Below are 16039 nucleotides of genomic sequence, written 5' to 3'. Positions count from 1 at the left end.
ATGGTATGATAGTGTTTAGAGCATTTAACAGCTATGCCGCTTTACAGCAGCTGTGCATAGACAAATCTTGATATCTGGGTTTAATCGGAAAGAAATAACCTGATACTAAACATAACAAAACATATAAAATACGCCGCTAAGGGAGGCTTTTCAGCCGCCGCGGTCGCAAATTGAAATGAGCGTCATATACTGGGGAACAGATAGACGTTTGTTGGAGGTACAATTATGACTGTTTATCATTTTGTTGGAATAAAAGGGACCGGTATGAGTCCGCTTGCCCAAATACTTCATGATAATGGATATACTGTCCAAGGATCGGATATCGAAAAATTTATTTTTACGCAAACAGCGCTTGAAAAAAGAAATATTACGATTCTTCCTTTTAGCGCGGAAAATATTAAACCCGGCATGACAGTCATCGCCGGAAACGCATTCCCAGACACGCATCCTGAGATAGAAAAAGCGATGTCTGAGGGAATTCCGGTGATACGTTATCATAAGTTTTTAGGCGACTACATGAAAAAATTCACGAGTGTTGCCGTTACGGGCGCACACGGCAAAACGTCGACTACGGGTCTGCTGGCTCACGTGATCCAAAACGCAAAACCGACGTCTTTCTTAATCGGAGACGGAACAGGCCAGGGAAATGAAAACAGCGAATACTTTGTGTTTGAAGCGTGCGAATACCGCCGCCATTTCTTAAGCTACCAGCCAGATTACGCGATTATGACGAATATTGATTTTGATCACCCTGATTACTTCTCAAGCATTGACGATGTATTTGACGCTTTCCAAGAGATGGCTCTTCAAGTCAACAAAGGCATTATTGCCTGCGGAGACGATGAGCATCTGCCGAAAATCCATGCGAACGTCCCGGTTGTGTATTATGGCACGGGGGAAGAAAATGATTTTCAAGCCAGAAACATCGTAAAAAGCACGGAAGGGACAACTTTTGATGTCTTTGTCCGCAATACGTTCTATGATACGTTTTATATTCCTGCGTACGGCCACCACAATGTATTAAACTCATTGGCGGTCATTGCGTTATGCCATTATGAAGAAATTGATTCCAGCATCATTAAGCATGCTCTCAAATCCTTTGGGGGCGTCAAACGCAGATTCAATGAGAAGCAGCTTGGGGATCAAGTGCTGATCGATGACTATGCTCATCATCCGACAGAAATAAAAGTGACAATTGAGGCGGCAAGACAGAAATATCCTGATCGGGAAATTGTCGCGGTATTCCAGCCTCATACATTTACACGGACGCAGCAGTTCCTTGACGAATTTGCAGAAAGTCTGAGCGGCGCTGACTGTGTGTATTTATGCGATATTTTCGGCTCAGCCCGTGAGAATGCCGGAAAGCTGACGATCGGCGATCTCCAGGGAAAAATTCATAATGCCAAGCTGATTGAAGAAGATGACACATCTGTTTTAAAAGCTCATGATAAAGCCGTTCTCATCTTCATGGGAGCAGGAGATATCCAAAAATATATGAGAGCCTATGAAAACGTCATGGCATAATAAAAAGCAGTGATCTCACTGCTTTTTATTTATCTGATGGGAAAGCTTATTAAAGGATTTTCTTACATAACGGAGAATAGTATGTATACAGCCCAGTATACATGTTTATGATTGAAGAAAACGGGTAAACAGCAGTATATCCTGCAGCAAGGAGGTTTGAGATGATTATTATTCTTTATTTGAGCGTTGCACTCATCGCAGTTGCATTTCTCGTATTAGTGATCTACTTGTCTAAAACATTGAAGTCACTGCAGCTGACACTAAAAAACGTCGCATCCACTCTTGAAGGGCTGGAGGGACAAATGAAGGGCATCACAACTGAAACAGCCGAGCTTTTACATAAGACCAACCGCCTGGCTGAAGATATTCAGGAAAAATCAGAAAAGCTGAATACGGTCGTTCATGCTGTTCAAGGAGTGGGAGCTTCTGTACAGCAGTTCAATACATCCATGAAACAAGCGGCAGGGTCTGTATCGGCATCAGTTAGAGAAAATCAAGATAAGATCAATCAAGTTGTCACATGGAGTCAAGCAGCAATGGAAATTTGGGAGAAATGGAAGCAAAAGAAAAAATCAGCCCTGTAAGAGAAAAAAATACTAAGAGGAGGAATAATGATGAGCAAAGATGGAATTAATAGTAAAGATTTTTTAATCGGAACTTTAATCGGGGGAATCATCGGTGCCACTACAGCTCTTTTTCTAGCGCCTAAATCAGGCAAAGAACTTCGCGACGATCTCGGCAGCCAGGCTGTTGCTTTACGGGACAAAACTGATAAAATGACGGCAGATGCGAAGGAAAAAGGCACGCAATATGTCAGCATCGCAAAAGACAAAACTTCCAACATCACACAGCTTGTAGCGGATCAGTCTGGGCAGATCATGAACAAGGTAAAGGATTTAAGAGACCGTTCCAAATCTGACAAAACGGATTCATCGACTGCAATGCAGGATATGAGGGAAGAAGCGATGCAGGCAGCCGATGAAACAAAAGATCAAGTCCTCCAGACGAAAGAAGATGTAAAAGACGAACTGAAAGATGCACAAAAACAGGCTGAGCAGTTGAATCGCTGAGCAGGGAAGGAAGAGCTTGAGTCATGGCTAAACAGCTTATTCAATCTGAGGAAGAATTTAAACGGATTGCAGAACAGGAAGGCGTTTTCGTCTTCTTTAAACACAGCACCACATGCCCGATCAGCCAGGCAGCATTTCATGAGTTTGATGCCTTTGCAAATCAGCATGAGGATGTGCCGGCTTACTATCTTCAAGTACAAGAAGCCCGGCCGCTGTCAAATTTCATTGCAGAAACATATGAGGTCAAGCATGAAAGCCCTCAAATATTCATCATCCAGAACGGTGAAGTGAAATGGCATACCTCACATTCACAAATTACAGAAGCCGCTATTGAGCAGCATTTGTCATAGAAAAAAGCGTCCAGATATCATCTGGCGCTTTTTTTTGTAAAAAACCCTTGAACATTGCCCTCACATCATGTAGGATAGCTTCATAGATTACTTTATCACTTAAAAGCGTTTGGGTAATAAAGTAGAGTTTTTATAAAATTTTTTGTATTTCAGTATTTCCATTTGGAATTACTTATAGTAAGATGCATGATAACTACAAAATAAAAAATGAATGTGCAGGGAAAGGATGAAAAAAATGAGCAACACAGAGTTAGAGCTTTTAAGGCAGAAAGCAGACGAATTAAACCTACAAATTTTAAAACTAATCAACGAACGCGGAAATGTTGTAAAAGAGATCGGTAAAGCGAAGGAAGCACAGGGTGTCAACCGATTTGACCCTGTCAGAGAACGCACAATGTTAAACAATATCATTGAAAACAATGACGGGCCGTTCGAAAATTCAACCATCCAGCACATTTTTAAAGAGATATTCAAAGCCGGTTTAGAGCTTCAGGAAGAAGATCACAGCAAAGCGCTGCTTGTCTCCCGCAAGAAAAAACCTGAAGATACAATTGTTGATATCAAAGGCGAAAAAATCGGAGACGGCCAGCAAAGATTCATTGTCGGCCCATGTGCGGTAGAGAGCTATGAGCAGGTAGCTGAAGTTGCTGCAGCTGCGAAAAAACAAGGGATTAAAATTTTGCGCGGTGGAGCCTTTAAGCCTCGTACGAGCCCATACGATTTCCAAGGGCTTGGTGTTGAAGGCCTTCAAATTTTAAAACGTGTAGCGGATGAATTTGATCTGGCGGTTATCAGTGAAATCGTAACTCCGGCTCATATCGAAGAAGCGCTGGACTACATTGATGTCATTCAAATCGGAGCGCGCAACATGCAAAACTTCGAATTGCTGAAAGCGGCCGGCGCCGTGAAAAAGCCAGTGCTTCTGAAGCGCGGTCTTGCTGCAACGATCTCTGAATTCATCAATGCTGCTGAATACATCATGTCACAAGGAAATGACCAAATTATCCTTTGTGAGCGCGGAATCAGAACATATGAAACAGCAACGAGAAACACGCTGGATATTTCAGCTGTGCCGATTTTGAAACAAGAAACGCATTTGCCAGTCTTTGTTGATGTTACGCATTCAACAGGCCGCCGTGACCTCTTGCTTCCGACAGCTAAAGCCGCTTTAGCGATCGGTGCAGATGGCGTAATGGCTGAGGTTCACCCTGATCCGTCAGTCGCACTTTCTGACTCTGCTCAGCAAATGGCGATTCCTGAATTCGAAAAATGGCTGAATGAACTGAAGCCAATGGTGAAAGTCAACGCTTAATTGAGCAATCCAAAAGGCCGCGCCTGCGGCCTTTTTTTATGCTTTCTCGTTTATTTAGTTATAAAAACCAAGTATACGTTTTCATCATCTATAAAAACGTGTATAATTTCATGAGAAGTAATTAAATTTGATGAATAATGAAAAATAATGTACACTACTGACTTACGCTTACAAATCATAAACGACATAAATTCGGACATTATGACATTTCTCTACATAAAGTGTTTATGCTATAGATAAGGATAAGTGTATCCAGTAAAAGGAGTGGTTTTAGGATGAGCAATATTACGATCTACGACGTAGCGAGAGAAGCTAATGTAAGCATGGCAACCGTTTCCCGTGTCGTGAACGGCAACCCGAATGTAAAACCGACAACGCGGAAAAAAGTCTTGGAAGCCATTGAACGTCTCGGTTACCGTCCAAACGCGGTGGCAAGAGGACTGGCAAGTAAAAAAACAACAACTGTAGGTGTCATCATTCCCGATATCTCAAGCATTTTCTATTCAGAGCTTGCGCGCGGAATTGAAGATATCGCGACAATGTATAAATACAATATTATTTTGAGCAACTCTGACCAAAACATGGAGAAAGAGCTGCACTTGTTAAACACAATGCTCGGCAAACAAGTGGACGGCATCGTGTTTATGGGCGGAAACATTACGGACGAGCATGTGGCGGAATTTAAGCGTTCCCCAGTGCCGATCGTACTTGCCGCTTCTGTAGAAGAGCAGGAGGAAACACCGTCAGTCGCTATCGATTACGAACAGGCGATTTATGATGCGGTGAAGCTTTTGGTTGATAAAGGACATACAGACATCGCATTTGTTTCCGGACCAATGACAGAACCGATCAACCGTTCAAAAAAACTCCAAGGCTACAAACGTGCGCTTGAAGAAGCGAACCTTCCGTTTAATGAACAATTTGTAGCTGAAGGGGATTACACATATGATTCCGGACTCGAAGCACTGCAGCATCTGATGAGCCTGGATAAAAAACCGACAGCCATTCTTTCTGCAACTGATGAAATGGCACTGGGCATTATCCATGCCGCTCAGGATCAGGGCTTATCCATTCCGGAGGATCTCGACATTATCGGCTTTGATAATACAAGATTAAGCCTCATGGTTCGTCCGCAGCTTTCAACAGTTGTTCAGCCGACATATGATATTGGCGCCGTTGCGATGAGATTGCTGACGAAGCTCATGAATAAAGAGCCGGTTGAAGAGCATATCGTCGAACTGCCGCACCGTATAGAGCTAAGAAAGTCAACCAAGTCATAAGAAAAACAAAGAGCAAGCTTCACCTTTATGGTGAATTCTTGCTTTTTTCATGGGGAGAAATGATGAAACGTTTTGATTATCTTACACCTGTTGGATTTGTGTTAGGAACGATTATTATTGTTATCGGGATTATTTCGGGATCGGGAGTAAGCGGTTTCCGCTCTTTTCTTGATCTGACCTCTTTCTTCATCGTAACAGGGGGACTTTGCGCCGCTGTTTTTATCAGTTTTCCGCCAAGAGAGCTGAAAAAAGCGCCCTCTGTGTTAAAGCAGGCATTCATCCGCCAGGAAGACAATGTGAAAGATCTTGTGAAAACCTTTGTTTCCCTTTCCGATCACGCGCGAAAACACGGGCTTTTATCATTGGATGATCAGGCTCGGGAAATCAAAGATCCATTCTTGAAAAAAGGGCTGCTTTTAGCGATTGACGGCTGGGATGAAGAAACGATTCGGCTCGTCATGGATTCAGAAATCGCAGCAATGGAGGAACGGCACCGAAAAGGGCGGCGAGTTTTTGAAAAAGCGGGAGAATTCGCTCCGGCGTGGGGAATGATCGGAACACTCGTCGGGCTTGTGCTGATGCTCAAAAACTTAAATGACCCGCATATGCTTGGACCAAATATGGCCATTGCGCTTCTGACGACTTTGTATGGTTCATTACTGGCAAATATGGTCTTCAACCCGATCGCGGCTAAGCTTGAAGAGAAAACAGAAAGTGAAATTTTCATCAAGCAGGTAATGGTGGAAGGGATTATCGGTGTTCAATCCGGAAAAAACCCGCGCAACCTTGAAAGCCAGCTGGTCGTTTTCAGCTCACGGGAAGAATGGAAGAAGCAGCCAAAACAAGTAAAAACAAAAAAGGGATCTGTACATGAAGCTTAGAAGAGAACGTTTTGAAAGAAGGAATGGAAGCGCAAAAAACAGTCAATCTTCGTCCAGCTGGATGGTAACCTTTACAGATCTGATCACCTTGATCCTTGTGTTCTTTATTTTACTCTTTTCGATGTCCCAAATCGATCTGCAAAAATTCAAAGCGGCAGTGGACTCGATCCAGAAGGAAGGCAACGGGCTTCAGCCGGACCAAACATCCATAGAAAAAAAGAATACATCCCCATCTGATACGAAGAAGCAAGAGGATCAGCAGGATCAGCTTCTCAAGAAAGTAAATACATATATAAAAGACAATCATTTGAAGGCCCAAATGACAGCCAAACGGGATGAACGCGGTGTCGTGCTCGTTCTTCAGGAGGCTGTGCTGTTTGATACAGGTGAGGCAAAGGTGCTGAAAAATGCCGAAACACTTCTTCACCAAATTGCCGTTCTTCTTCAAACAATTCCAAATGACATTCAGGTGGAGGGGCATACAGACAGCCGAAACATTTCGACATACAGATACCCGTCGAATTGGGAGCTATCAGCAGCACGGGCAAGTGGAGTGATTCAATACTTCACGTCAAAAGAGAAGCTTCCCTCCAAGCGCTTTATTGCTGTCGGGTATGCGGATACTAAGCCGGTAAAGGATAACAAGACAAATGAACACATGAAGGAAAATCGGCGTGTGGAAATAGTGATCAAAAAATAAAAAACGACCTCTTCGTAAAGGTCGTTTTTTATTTTGTTCTTTGCTGTTCAGAACGTATCGCATATAATGCTTTGCTGACAGTTTGGGCATTTTTTTCTGTAATTTCAGGCTTGCGGGGAATCGGAGGATATAAATCAGCCGGATCGCTCCAGCTCGACGGAAGGGCCACGGGGCATTGTTTTTGCCATTTAGCAATCCATTCCGGCGGGATCTCGTGTCCCGGATCAATTCCCTTCATTTCAAGCCATATTCTGGCCCAGGCGCGGGGCACGACACGCCAAATATCATATCCGCCGCCTCCGACTGCAATCCATTTCCCTCCGCAATATTGATGAGCCAGAGTGTGTGCAAGACGGGGGATTTCTTCGTATATATTGATTGTTGCTGATAAATGCGTCAGCGGGTCGTAGTAATGGGCATCGGCGCCGTTTTGACTGATAATGACATCAGGCTCGAAATACGCGGCGACTTCTGAAGCTGCTGTCCGGTAAGCCTCAAGAAAAGAATCATCCTCTGTAAAAGCGTCAAGCGGGATATTAAAGGAATAGCCATATCCTTTTCCGCTGCCTTTTTCTTGGATCTGGCCGGTTCCGGGGAATAAATACCTTCCTGTTTCATGAATGGACAGCGTGCATACGTCAGGATTATCGTAAAATGTAAATTGCACACCGTCCCCGTGGTGGGCGTCCGTATCAATATAAAGCACTCTGGCGCTATATTTTTTCTGGATATATTGAATCGCCACAGCGCTGTCGTTGTATATGCAGAATCCTGATGCTCTCCCGCGAAAGCCATGATGAAGCCCTCCGCCAAGGTTTGCCGCATGCAGGGCTTGTCCTGACATGACCCAGTCTGCGGCCGTTAAAGTGCCGCCGACCAAGAGTGATGCCGCTTCGTGCATGCCGGCAAAGACGGGTGTGTCCTCAGTGCCGAGCCCGTAGCTTTCTCCTTCTTCAGCGGGAAGCTTTCCGGCGCCCGCAAGCTTTACAGCCTGAATGTAATCGTCCGTGTGGACAAGGGAAAGCTCCTCTTCTGAAGCGAGTCTGGGGGTGACAATGTCTCCATCATCAAAGGCATTGATCGACTTAAGCAAATCATATGTTAACAGAACCCGCTGCTGATTAAAGGGATGCTCCTGATGAAACATATAGGTTTGGTAGGATGGAGAATAGATAAATACACTGTCTCTCATAGCAGGTCCCTTTGCTCTGACGGCCATACGACGTGGTGTCCATTTCTTTGTAATGCCTGCAAAAACGGCAGCGGATTCATCGTTTTTACACGGAAGACAAGGACTTTTACACCGGGATCGTCATGCGGATAAACAAGCACGCTTAATATTTTCACTTGAAGGTCTTGGCAAAGACTGCTGATCTCAGCGAGGCTTTTGGTGATGTCGTTTACTTTTATCTCAATTTGCGATCCCGGCTGGTCAGCGCCTGTCAATTTGACAAACGTCCGCAGCAAATCGGTTTTTGTTAAAATGCCTATTAATTTTTGATGGTGTACCACTGGAAGGCAGCCGATGCCATGCTCGTAGAACACGGCTGATATTTCTTCGACAAAATCTAACGGGTGGGCGCAGACAACATCCTTTTTCATAATTGAATCTACGCTTCGTGTGAGAAATAGGCTTCGTTTGTTTTCTTCAAAAATACTCGGGCTGGCCTGTTTCATGTCTCTGTCTGTAATCATGCCGATCACGTGTCGTTCTTCATCTACAACAGGCAGATGCCTGATATGGAATTCCTTCAGTTTGCATATGGCTGTTTCAAGCGTATCCGTCTTCGTTAATGTAATGACATCTCTTTTCATGATTTGCTCAACAATCATTATTTTTTCCCCTTTGTCAGTGTCAGTTAATACATATAACGATGATAAAAACGGAGCCTGTCAAATTGCTCAATTGATTCTTGGCTGACGTTTTTTCCGATGCGGGCCATCAGACAGTTTGCAGGGTGGGAGCTGATCTCCGGCTCATCCGTTGCAAACCAGACCAATCCGCCTGCATTCATCATCTTTTCCATGATCTTTCTGTATTCCCACACATCTTTTTTCATCCCTTTTAAATCCCAATGCCAATAATATTCTGTCGTCATCACAATGTAGTTTTCCATTTGTTCATCCATCATGCTGACGGTCAGGAGCGTCTTTCCGACAGCGCATCCCCGATAGTCCGGCGCTACTTCGATGGCTCCGAGCTCAATCAAATCCTCCATATTTCCTTCAGACCATCTTTCGAGCGGGTCAGGATATAAATACGTGACATAGCCGACAATGGTTCGGCCGTCTCTGGCAATAATAATGCGCCCTTCGGGAAGGCCTGCAATGTCGACTAGCGCTTCATGCTGCTCGCGAGGCGGGCGAAATGCGGTTAAATCTTTATGAAACTCATAACCTGCCAAATCCTCTGGAGAGACAGGCCCTTCTATCAGTAAAGAGCCGGTTGCTGTTTTGATGTTTGCTGAATGGTATGTTTTATGATGTTCCACTAATTCACCGTCCCATCAATTCTTATCAAAAATACATGCCTTCTTTAAGAATACCAAATTATAAAGCGTTTTCAACATGGTTTATATTTTAAAAATTGAGAAGAATATGAATATATACTATAATAATTGTGACAACTTCAGCAAAGGGGGATGTTTGGGCATGAATTTGAAAGCGTTACCAGCAATAGAGGGGGATCATAACTTAAAAAACTATGAAGAAACGTACCGGCATTTTGATTGGGCCGAGGCAGAGAAACATTTCTCTTGGCATGAGACAGGGAAACTGAATGCGGCGTATGAAGCGATTGACCGCCATGCCGAATCGTTTCGAAAAAACAAAGTAGCGCTTTATTATAAAGACGCAAAAAGGGATGAAAAATACACATTTAAAGAAATGAAGGAAGAATCAAACAGAGCCGGGAATGTGCTGAGACAGTATGGAAATGTGGAAAAAGGGGACCGCGTTTTTATTTTTATGCCGAGATCACCCGAGCTTTATTTTATTATGCTTGGCGCAATCAAAATTGGCGCCATCGCCGGGCCGCTGTTCGAAGCATTTATGGAGGGAGCGGTGAAAGACCGGCTTGAAAACAGTGAGGCAAAGGTTGTTGTCACAACACCTGAGCTGCTGGAGAGAATACCGGTAGACAAACTGCCTCACTTGCAGCATGTCTTCGTAGTCGGGGGAGAGGCTGAGAGCGGCACGAATATCATCAATTATGATGAAGCAGCGAAACAGGAGAGCACAAGACTGGATATCGAATGGATGGATAAAAAAGACGGCTTTCTGCTTCACTATACATCAGGTTCCACTGGTACGCCAAAGGGCGTGCTGCATGTCCATGAAGCGATGATTCAGCAATATCAAACAGGAAAGTGGGTCCTTGATTTAAAGGAAGAAGACATTTATTGGTGCACGGCTGATCCAGGCTGGGTGACAGGTACGGTATACGGCATTTTTGCACCGTGGCTGAACGGAGCGACAAATGTCATCGTCGGCGGACGTTTCAGCCCGGAAAGCTGGTATGGTACGATTGAACAGCTTGGCGTCAATGTCTGGTACAGCGCGCCGACTGCTTTTCGGATGCTGATGGGAGCGGGAGATGAAATGGCTGCGAAATATGATCTAACTTCACTCCGGCATGTGCTCAGTGTCGGTGAGCCGCTAAATCCGGAAGTCATCAGATGGGGACATAAAGTTTTTAACAAACGAATCCATGATACCTGGTGGATGACCGAAACGGGCAGTCAGCTCATCTGCAACTATCCTTGCATGGATATTAAACCGGGTTCAATGGGTAAGCCGATTCCAGGAGTGGAGGCAGCGATCGTTGACAATCAAGGCAACGAGCTTCCGCCGTACCGAATGGGCAATCTCGCCATCAAAAAGGGCTGGCCTTCCATGATGCATACCATTTGGAATAACCCTGAAAAGTATGAATCGTATTTCATGCCGGGCGGCTGGTATGTGTCTGGGGATTCTGCTTACATGGATGAAGAGGGATACTTTTGGTTCCAAGGCAGAGTTGATGACGTCATCATGACCTCCGGTGAGCGCGTCGGCCCATTTGAAGTGGAAAGCAAGCTTGTCGAACATCCGGCTATTGCAGAAGCAGGCGTAATCGGAAAGCCTGACCCGGTGCGTGGAGAAATCATTAAAGCCTTTATTGCACTCAGGGAAGGATTTGAGCCGTCTGATAAACTGAAAGAAGAGATCCGCCTATTTGTAAAGCAGGGTCTTGCAGCCCATGCGGCTCCGCGTGAGATCGAATTTAAAGATAAGCTTCCGAAAACCCGAAGCGGAAAGATCATGAGGCGTGTGCTGAAGGCATGGGAGCTTAATCTTCCTGCTGGAGATCTGTCAACAATGGAGGATTAAAAGGCGGCGTTGACACAGGATTTTATTTATGTTAAAAATGATATAGCTTCATATGAAAAGGTAAAGATTGAGACAAGTAGAATATCCTTACGTTCCAGAGAGCTGATGGCCGGTGAAAATCAGCACAGACGGATATATCGAATACACTCATGAACCGCTTTTGCAAACAAAGCCGGCCAGGCTTTCAGTAGTGAAAGAACGGACCTGATCCGTTATCAGGCAAAGTGATAAGACGAATGTTTGCATTCTCTTATTAGTAGGGTGGTACCGCGATAATCAATCGTCCCTTCGTGTAAACGAAGGGGCGTTTTTTATTTTAATCAAAAAAGGAGCTTTATCTTATGACTAACTTACTTGAAGACTTATCCTTCCGCGGATTGATTCAGCAAATGACAGATGAAGAAGGGTTAAATAAACAGCTGAATGAAGAAAAAATCCGCTTGTACTCAGGCTTTGATCCGACAGCAGACAGCTTGCATATCGGACACCTGCTGCCTATTTTAACACTTCGCCGTTTTCAGCTTGCAGGGCATCATCCGATTGCGCTTGTGGGGGGCGCGACGGGCCTCATCGGTGATCCAAGCGGAAAAAAAGCAGAGCGTACACTAAACACTGCTGACATCGTATCCGAATGGTCCCAAAAAATCAAAAACCAGCTGTCCAGATTTCTAGATTTTGAAGCAGCAGAAAACCCAGCTGTCATCGCGAACAACTTTGACTGGATCGGCAAAATGAATGTGATCGATTTTCTTCGTGACGTTGGTAAAAATTTCGGCATCAATTACATGCTGGCAAAAGATACGGTCAGCTCAAGAATTGAATCCGGCATCTCGTACACGGAATTCAGCTACATGATTCTTCAATCTTATGATTTCTTAAATCTTTACAGAGACAAAAACTGTAAACTGCAAATCGGCGGAAGCGATCAGTGGGGCAACATCACAGCGGGTCTTGAACTGATCAGAAAATCAGAAGAAGAAGGAGCAAAAGCGTTCGGCCTAACGATTCCGCTTGTCACAAAAGCAGACGGCACGAAGTTCGGAAAAACGGAAGGCGGCGCGATCTGGCTTGATAAAGAAAAAACATCGCCATATGAATTCTATCAATTCTGGATCAACACAGACGACCGTGACGTTGTCAAATACTTGAAATACTTTACGTTCCTTTCAAAAGAGGAAATTGAAGCGTACGCTGAAAAAACAGAAACGGCGCCAGAAAAACGTGAAGCGCAAAAACGCCTGGCAGAAGAAGTGACATCACTTGTTCACGGACGCGAGGCGCTGGAGCAAGCCATCAACATCTCCCAAGCGCTGTTCAGCGGCAATATTAAAGAGCTTTCTGCTCAAGACGTAAAAGTAGGCTTTAAAGATGTTCCTTCTATGGAAGTTGACAGCACCCAAGAGCTTTCACTTGTAGATGTGTTGGTGCAATCTAAATTATCTCCTTCTAAACGCCAAGCGCGTGAAGACATCCAAAACGGAGCTGTTTACATTAACGGCGAACGCCAGACGGAAATAAATTATACCCTATCAGGTGAAGACCGTATCGAAAACCAATTTACTGTTCTGCGCCGCGGGAAGAAAAAATACTTCCTTGTGACGTATAAATAAGAAAAAGATCCTTTGCCACTGAAGGCAAAGGATCTTTTTGTTTACCGCATAGGAATGAAAGGAAAAGAGTATATTAGATAGGGCAAACACGACCAATCACCACCTTTTAAATGAAAGGAGCGCTAAAGCGTGAATCTCATGTGTACGATTGCAAAAGAACGACTGCAGCGGGATTATTGGGAGCAGCAGGCGCAGGATAGTGTTGGCCAGCAAGAGGCAAAAGACAAAACAGACGATAAAAAAACCCCGACCGCATAGCGGCAGGGGTTTTTAAAACGATTAACGAGAGTAGAACTCAACGATAAGCGCTTCGTTAATTTCCGGAGCAAGTTCAGAACGCTCAGGAAGACGAGTGAAAGTACCTTCAAGCTTTTCAGCGTCGAAAGTAAGGTATTCAGGAACGAAGTTGTTCACTTCAACAGATTCTTTGATGATAGAAAGGTTTCTTGATTTTTCGCGAACACCGATTGTTTGACCAGGTTTCACTAGGTAAGACGGGATGTCAACGCGGCTTCCGTCTACAAGAATGTGACCGTGGTTAACCAATTGGCGAGCTTGACGGCGAGTACGTGCTAAACCTAGCTTGTACACAACGTTATCAAGACGAGAATCTAAAAGAATCATGAAGTTTTCACCGTGTTTACCAGCTAGTTTGCCAGCTTTGTCAAACAAAGTGCGGAATTGACGTTCGTTTACACCGTACATGTGACGAAGCTTTTGCTTTTCTTGCAATTGCAAACCGTATTCTGATAATTTTTTACGTTGTCCTGGGCCGTGTGGACCTGGAGCGTAAGGGCGTTTTTCTAATTCTTTTCCTGTACCGCTAAGAGAGATTCCTAGACGGCGGGACAGTTTCCAAGATGGACCTGTATAGCGAGCCATAATGTGACTCCTCCTTTGGTTTTATTTTTGTGGAAAATAAAAACCGTCTGCTCTATTCGACCATGCACATTTTGTTTTCATGTATCCTCGCTCCAGCAGCAGAGAGTTACACGATACACCTTATTGATAAGGAACAAAATGAAAACATAGAAGCTGAACAAAAAGGCTGCAATATTTCACACAAAGGTCATTATATAATTTATTTGTTTTGAAGTCAACCATTCCTCCATTATTGCTTCACCGTTTATGATATAATAAACAAAAATTAGTGGTAAACTTTTAGGTGATAAAAACATGGTAGAACAAACTAAAGATCAATTATCCGCCTTTCATTATCATATGCTCGATTTTTTATTAACCAAATCTGAAAAAGTCACATTCACCGACTCTTTAATATGGCTGGCTTCTGCTATTCAAACCTATTTTTCAACCTTTTGTGTTTCGCTTACACCGTCATCATCAGACTTTGTGACAAAACTGGCAGATGATGAAGCGCGTTTTTCCGCTTCAAAAATAAACGCTTCATGTTACCTGATTGAGGACGGCTCCGGCAGGCGTTTCCATCTTGCGTGCAGGCAGGATGAAGAGATTCCTGAAGGGCTTCCGGACGTGGTTGCTTCATTTTTAAACCAGTCGATGAAACAGGAAAGACTCTATAACAAAACGATCTACCAAAAAAAGATATACAAAATGACAGAGCTGTTCCATTCACTGCTTGATCAGACAGATGTGCTGAAGCAGCTTTTAGAAAGCTTGACCAGCACATTTTCTCTTTTTGAGTTTTCTTTATTTATATCGCACGATCAAGACCAATGTTTAGGGATTCCTGCAAAAGAGCTGTATATGGAAGGGGAAAAATCCGATTCCTTTGCGCTCAAAGTGTATTTGTCCGGAGACATTTTGCGGAAAAATGAATCTGCCGCCTATATTCCGATCAAAGGACAGCAGGGCACATACGGGGTGTTGAAGGCTGAAGGAACGGGTGACAGCTTTCTTACTGATGCCTGCCTTGATGAAATGTCGCTGTTAGCAAACGCGGCGGGAAAAGCGTTTGAAAATGCCCAGCTCTACGAACAATCCAAAGCAAGCATCGCAAATTTGGAATTGATTAATGAAACATCACGCCGCCTGAATCAGCGGCTGACACTGACTGATACAATGAATGATCTGGCTGTGAGAATGGCAGAATCGTTTCAGGCAGAAGAAGTGGGATTTTTTCATATAGACCATTTTGAAAACCTAACATTGCTCCCAGGCAGCACAGCATTTTTTAAAGAAGCGAAGCCGTCAGATTTTTATAATGAGCTGAAAGAAAAGCTGTATGAAGGTGAAAAAGGGGTTTTCATCGGGAATGGCCAGTCTGTTTTTGGGAAGGCGGGGTACGGCTCGCTGATGGCTGCTCCGATGATTCAAAACGACCGGCTTTTAGGCTTTGCGGTTTTATTGAAACAGGAGCTGTACGCTTTTACATTTGAAATGTACAAGCTGTTTCAGGCGCTGATTCATCACGCGACACTGGCTGTAACCAATTCAATGCTTCGCGACCGCCTTGAGCATCTCGTGAAAACAGATCAGCTGACTGAACTGTATTCACGAGCGTATTTAGATGAAAAAATTCAATACAGCATGAAAATCCACCAAAAGGGTGTTTTTATTCTTGTTGATATTGATAATTTTAAAAATGTAAATGATACGTACGGCCATCAGACTGGGGACGAGATTTTAATTCAAGTCGCTTCAGTGATTAAAAGCAACATCCGAAAGCATGATGTCGGTGCCCGCTGGGGAGGAGAGGAGCTGGCGATTTATTTGCCAAATGTGCCGGTTGCAGTGGGGAAACGGATTACCGAGCGACTGGTTTACGCAGTCAGAAAAAATACGAAACCCGAGGTAACCATTTCCTGCGGTATCTCCTGCTGGACGACAGAAACAAAAAAGTCGCTGAAAGAGCTTGTGCATGAGGCAGACGAAGCGCTCTACAGCGCGAAACGGAGCGGGAAAAACCGCTTGATGGTTCATGACTCAATAAAATAAAAAAAGCCCAAAACGATATCAGTTT

The 16039-nt window shown here is 44.1% G+C and carries 16 protein-coding genes and 1 other annotated feature; of the genes, 12 read left to right on the top strand and 4 right to left on the bottom strand.

The window, feature by feature from the left end; all coding sequences use genetic code 11:
• Window positions 1-225: 225 nt before the first annotated feature.
• The 8 genes from murC to motS all read left to right on the top strand — a co-directional run bounded on the left by murC (window position 226) and on the right by motS (window position 7117).
• A complete protein-coding gene (gene murC / locus ACFVP7_RS16420; RefSeq protein WP_003229274.1) occupies window positions 226-1524 on the top strand; it encodes a UDP-N-acetylmuramate--L-alanine ligase in 1299 nt (432 codons plus the stop codon).
• Between the two features lie 161 nt (window positions 1525-1685).
• A complete protein-coding gene (locus ACFVP7_RS16415) occupies window positions 1686-2108 on the top strand; it encodes a DUF948 domain-containing protein (RefSeq protein WP_003229276.1) in 423 nt (140 codons plus the stop codon).
• 30 nt (window positions 2109-2138) lie between these two features.
• Window positions 2139-2594 (top strand): YtxH domain-containing protein, encoded by a 456-nt coding sequence (locus ACFVP7_RS16410; protein WP_004398549.1) that lies wholly within the window; start codon window positions 2139-2141, stop codon window positions 2592-2594.
• 23 nt (window positions 2595-2617) lie between these two features.
• The gene (ytxJ, locus tag ACFVP7_RS16405) at window positions 2618-2944 is read left to right on the top strand and encodes a bacillithiol system redox-active protein YtxJ (protein ID WP_038429472.1); all 327 of its coding nucleotides are present in this window, start codon (window positions 2618-2620) and stop codon (window positions 2942-2944) included.
• 235 nt (window positions 2945-3179) lie between these two features.
• Complete coding sequence (locus ACFVP7_RS16400; RefSeq protein ID WP_003223454.1) at window positions 3180-4256, top strand: bifunctional 3-deoxy-7-phosphoheptulonate synthase/chorismate mutase; 1077 nt, start codon at window positions 3180-3182, stop codon at window positions 4254-4256.
• A 275-nt stretch (window positions 4257-4531) separates the two neighbouring features.
• Window positions 4532-5536 carry a catabolite control protein A gene (gene ccpA / locus ACFVP7_RS16395; RefSeq protein WP_017695488.1) on the top strand — a complete coding sequence of 335 codons (1005 nt, stop codon included), beginning with the start codon at window positions 4532-4534 and terminating at the stop codon, window positions 5534-5536.
• A gap of 62 nt (window positions 5537-5598) precedes the next feature.
• Entirely contained in the window at window positions 5599-6417 is an 819-nt protein-coding gene (motP, locus tag ACFVP7_RS16390) for a flagellar motor protein MotP (protein WP_015714528.1), read from the top strand.
• Window positions 6407-7117 (top strand): flagellar motor protein MotS, encoded by a 711-nt coding sequence (motS, locus tag ACFVP7_RS16385; RefSeq protein WP_338730685.1) that lies wholly within the window; start codon window positions 6407-6409, stop codon window positions 7115-7117. The genes motP and motS overlap by 11 nt, the downstream gene beginning before the upstream one ends.
• Before the next feature lie 28 nt (window positions 7118-7145).
• On the opposite strand, the gene ACFVP7_RS16380 is transcribed toward motS, so the two are convergent.
• The 3 genes from ACFVP7_RS16380 to acuA are packed head-to-tail and all read right to left on the bottom strand — an operon-like array spanning window position 7146 to window position 9609.
• A complete protein-coding gene (locus tag ACFVP7_RS16380; RefSeq protein WP_338730684.1) occupies window positions 7146-8309 on the bottom strand; it encodes an acetoin utilization protein AcuC in 1164 nt (387 codons plus the stop codon).
• Window positions 8306-8950: an acetoin utilization AcuB family protein gene (locus tag ACFVP7_RS16375; RefSeq protein ID WP_003229294.1), complete on the bottom strand. Its 645-nt coding sequence runs from the start codon at window positions 8948-8950 to the stop codon at window positions 8306-8308. Before ACFVP7_RS16375 ends, ACFVP7_RS16380 begins: the two co-directional genes overlap by 4 nt.
• 26 nt (window positions 8951-8976) lie before the next feature.
• A complete protein-coding gene (gene acuA / locus ACFVP7_RS16370) occupies window positions 8977-9609 on the bottom strand; it encodes an acetoin utilization protein acetyltransferase AcuA (protein WP_003229296.1) in 633 nt (210 codons plus the stop codon).
• Between the two features lie 160 nt (window positions 9610-9769).
• Between acuA and acsA the strand changes: the two genes are divergently transcribed.
• The 3 genes from acsA to sr7p all read left to right on the top strand — a co-directional run bounded on the left by acsA (window position 9770) and on the right by sr7p (window position 13356).
• Window positions 9770-11488, top strand: coding sequence for an acetate--CoA ligase (gene acsA, locus ACFVP7_RS16365; protein WP_396582496.1), 1719 nt, complete (start codon window positions 9770-9772; stop codon window positions 11486-11488).
• A gap of 54 nt (window positions 11489-11542) precedes the next feature.
• Window positions 11543-11779 (top strand) — a binding site (T-box leader).
• Window positions 11780-11829: 50 nt separating this feature from the next.
• Entirely contained in the window at window positions 11830-13098 is a 1269-nt protein-coding gene (gene tyrS / locus ACFVP7_RS16360; RefSeq protein WP_003229300.1) for a tyrosine--tRNA ligase, read from the top strand.
• A 129-nt stretch (window positions 13099-13227) separates the two neighbouring features.
• On the top strand, window positions 13228-13356 hold the full coding sequence (gene sr7p / locus ACFVP7_RS16355; protein ID WP_260849809.1) for a small protein SR7P: 129 nt from the start codon (window positions 13228-13230) through the stop codon (window positions 13354-13356).
• Between the two features lie 21 nt (window positions 13357-13377).
• Here sr7p and rpsD read toward each other — a convergent pair whose 3' ends face one another.
• Window positions 13378-13980 (bottom strand): 30S ribosomal protein S4, encoded by a 603-nt coding sequence (gene rpsD, locus ACFVP7_RS16350; RefSeq protein ID WP_003229304.1) that lies wholly within the window; start codon window positions 13978-13980, stop codon window positions 13378-13380.
• A gap of 294 nt (window positions 13981-14274) precedes the next feature.
• Between rpsD and ACFVP7_RS16345 the strand changes: the two genes are divergently transcribed.
• The gene (locus ACFVP7_RS16345; RefSeq protein ID WP_338730682.1) at window positions 14275-16014 is read left to right on the top strand and encodes a diguanylate cyclase domain-containing protein; all 1740 of its coding nucleotides are present in this window, start codon (window positions 14275-14277) and stop codon (window positions 16012-16014) included.
• The last annotated feature ends 25 nt before the right edge of the window (window positions 16015-16039 follow it).

The sequence above is a fragment of the Bacillus sp. SG20033 genome, assembly GCF_044570195.1.
GTDB classification, from domain to species: Bacteria; Bacillota; Bacilli; order Bacillales; family Bacillaceae; genus Bacillus; species Bacillus subtilis.
This window is presented reverse-complemented; position numbering and strand designations above follow the sequence as displayed.

Coding starts and splice junctions, on each gene's coding strand:
- ACFVP7_RS16415 (WP_003229276.1), top strand. CDS start 1,686: ATGATTATTATTCTTTATTTGAGCGTTGCACTCATCGCAGTTGCATTT.
- ACFVP7_RS16410 (WP_004398549.1), top strand. CDS start 2,139: ATGAGCAAAGATGGAATTAATAGTAAAGATTTTTTAATCGGAACTTTA.
- ytxJ (WP_038429472.1), top strand. CDS start 2,618: ATGGCTAAACAGCTTATTCAATCTGAGGAAGAATTTAAACGGATTGCA.
- ACFVP7_RS16400 (WP_003223454.1), top strand. CDS start 3,180: ATGAGCAACACAGAGTTAGAGCTTTTAAGGCAGAAAGCAGACGAATTA.
- motS (WP_338730685.1), top strand. CDS start 6,407: ATGAAGCTTAGAAGAGAACGTTTTGAAAGAAGGAATGGAAGCGCAAAA.
- murC (WP_003229274.1), top strand. CDS start 226: ATGACTGTTTATCATTTTGTTGGAATAAAAGGGACCGGTATGAGTCCG.
- ccpA (WP_017695488.1), top strand. CDS start 4,532: ATGAGCAATATTACGATCTACGACGTAGCGAGAGAAGCTAATGTAAGC.
- motP (WP_015714528.1), top strand. CDS start 5,599: ATGAAACGTTTTGATTATCTTACACCTGTTGGATTTGTGTTAGGAACG.
- acsA (WP_396582496.1), top strand. CDS start 9,770: ATGAATTTGAAAGCGTTACCAGCAATAGAGGGGGATCATAACTTAAAA.
- ACFVP7_RS16345 (WP_338730682.1), top strand. CDS start 14,275: ATGGTAGAACAAACTAAAGATCAATTATCCGCCTTTCATTATCATATG.
- tyrS (WP_003229300.1), top strand. CDS start 11,830: ATGACTAACTTACTTGAAGACTTATCCTTCCGCGGATTGATTCAGCAA.
- ACFVP7_RS16380 (WP_338730684.1), bottom strand. CDS start 8,309: ATGAGAGACAGTGTATTTATCTATTCTCCATCCTACCAAACCTATATG.
- ACFVP7_RS16375 (WP_003229294.1), bottom strand. CDS start 8,950: ATGATTGTTGAGCAAATCATGAAAAGAGATGTCATTACATTAACGAAG.
- rpsD (WP_003229304.1), bottom strand. CDS start 13,980: ATGGCTCGCTATACAGGTCCATCTTGGAAACTGTCCCGCCGTCTAGGA.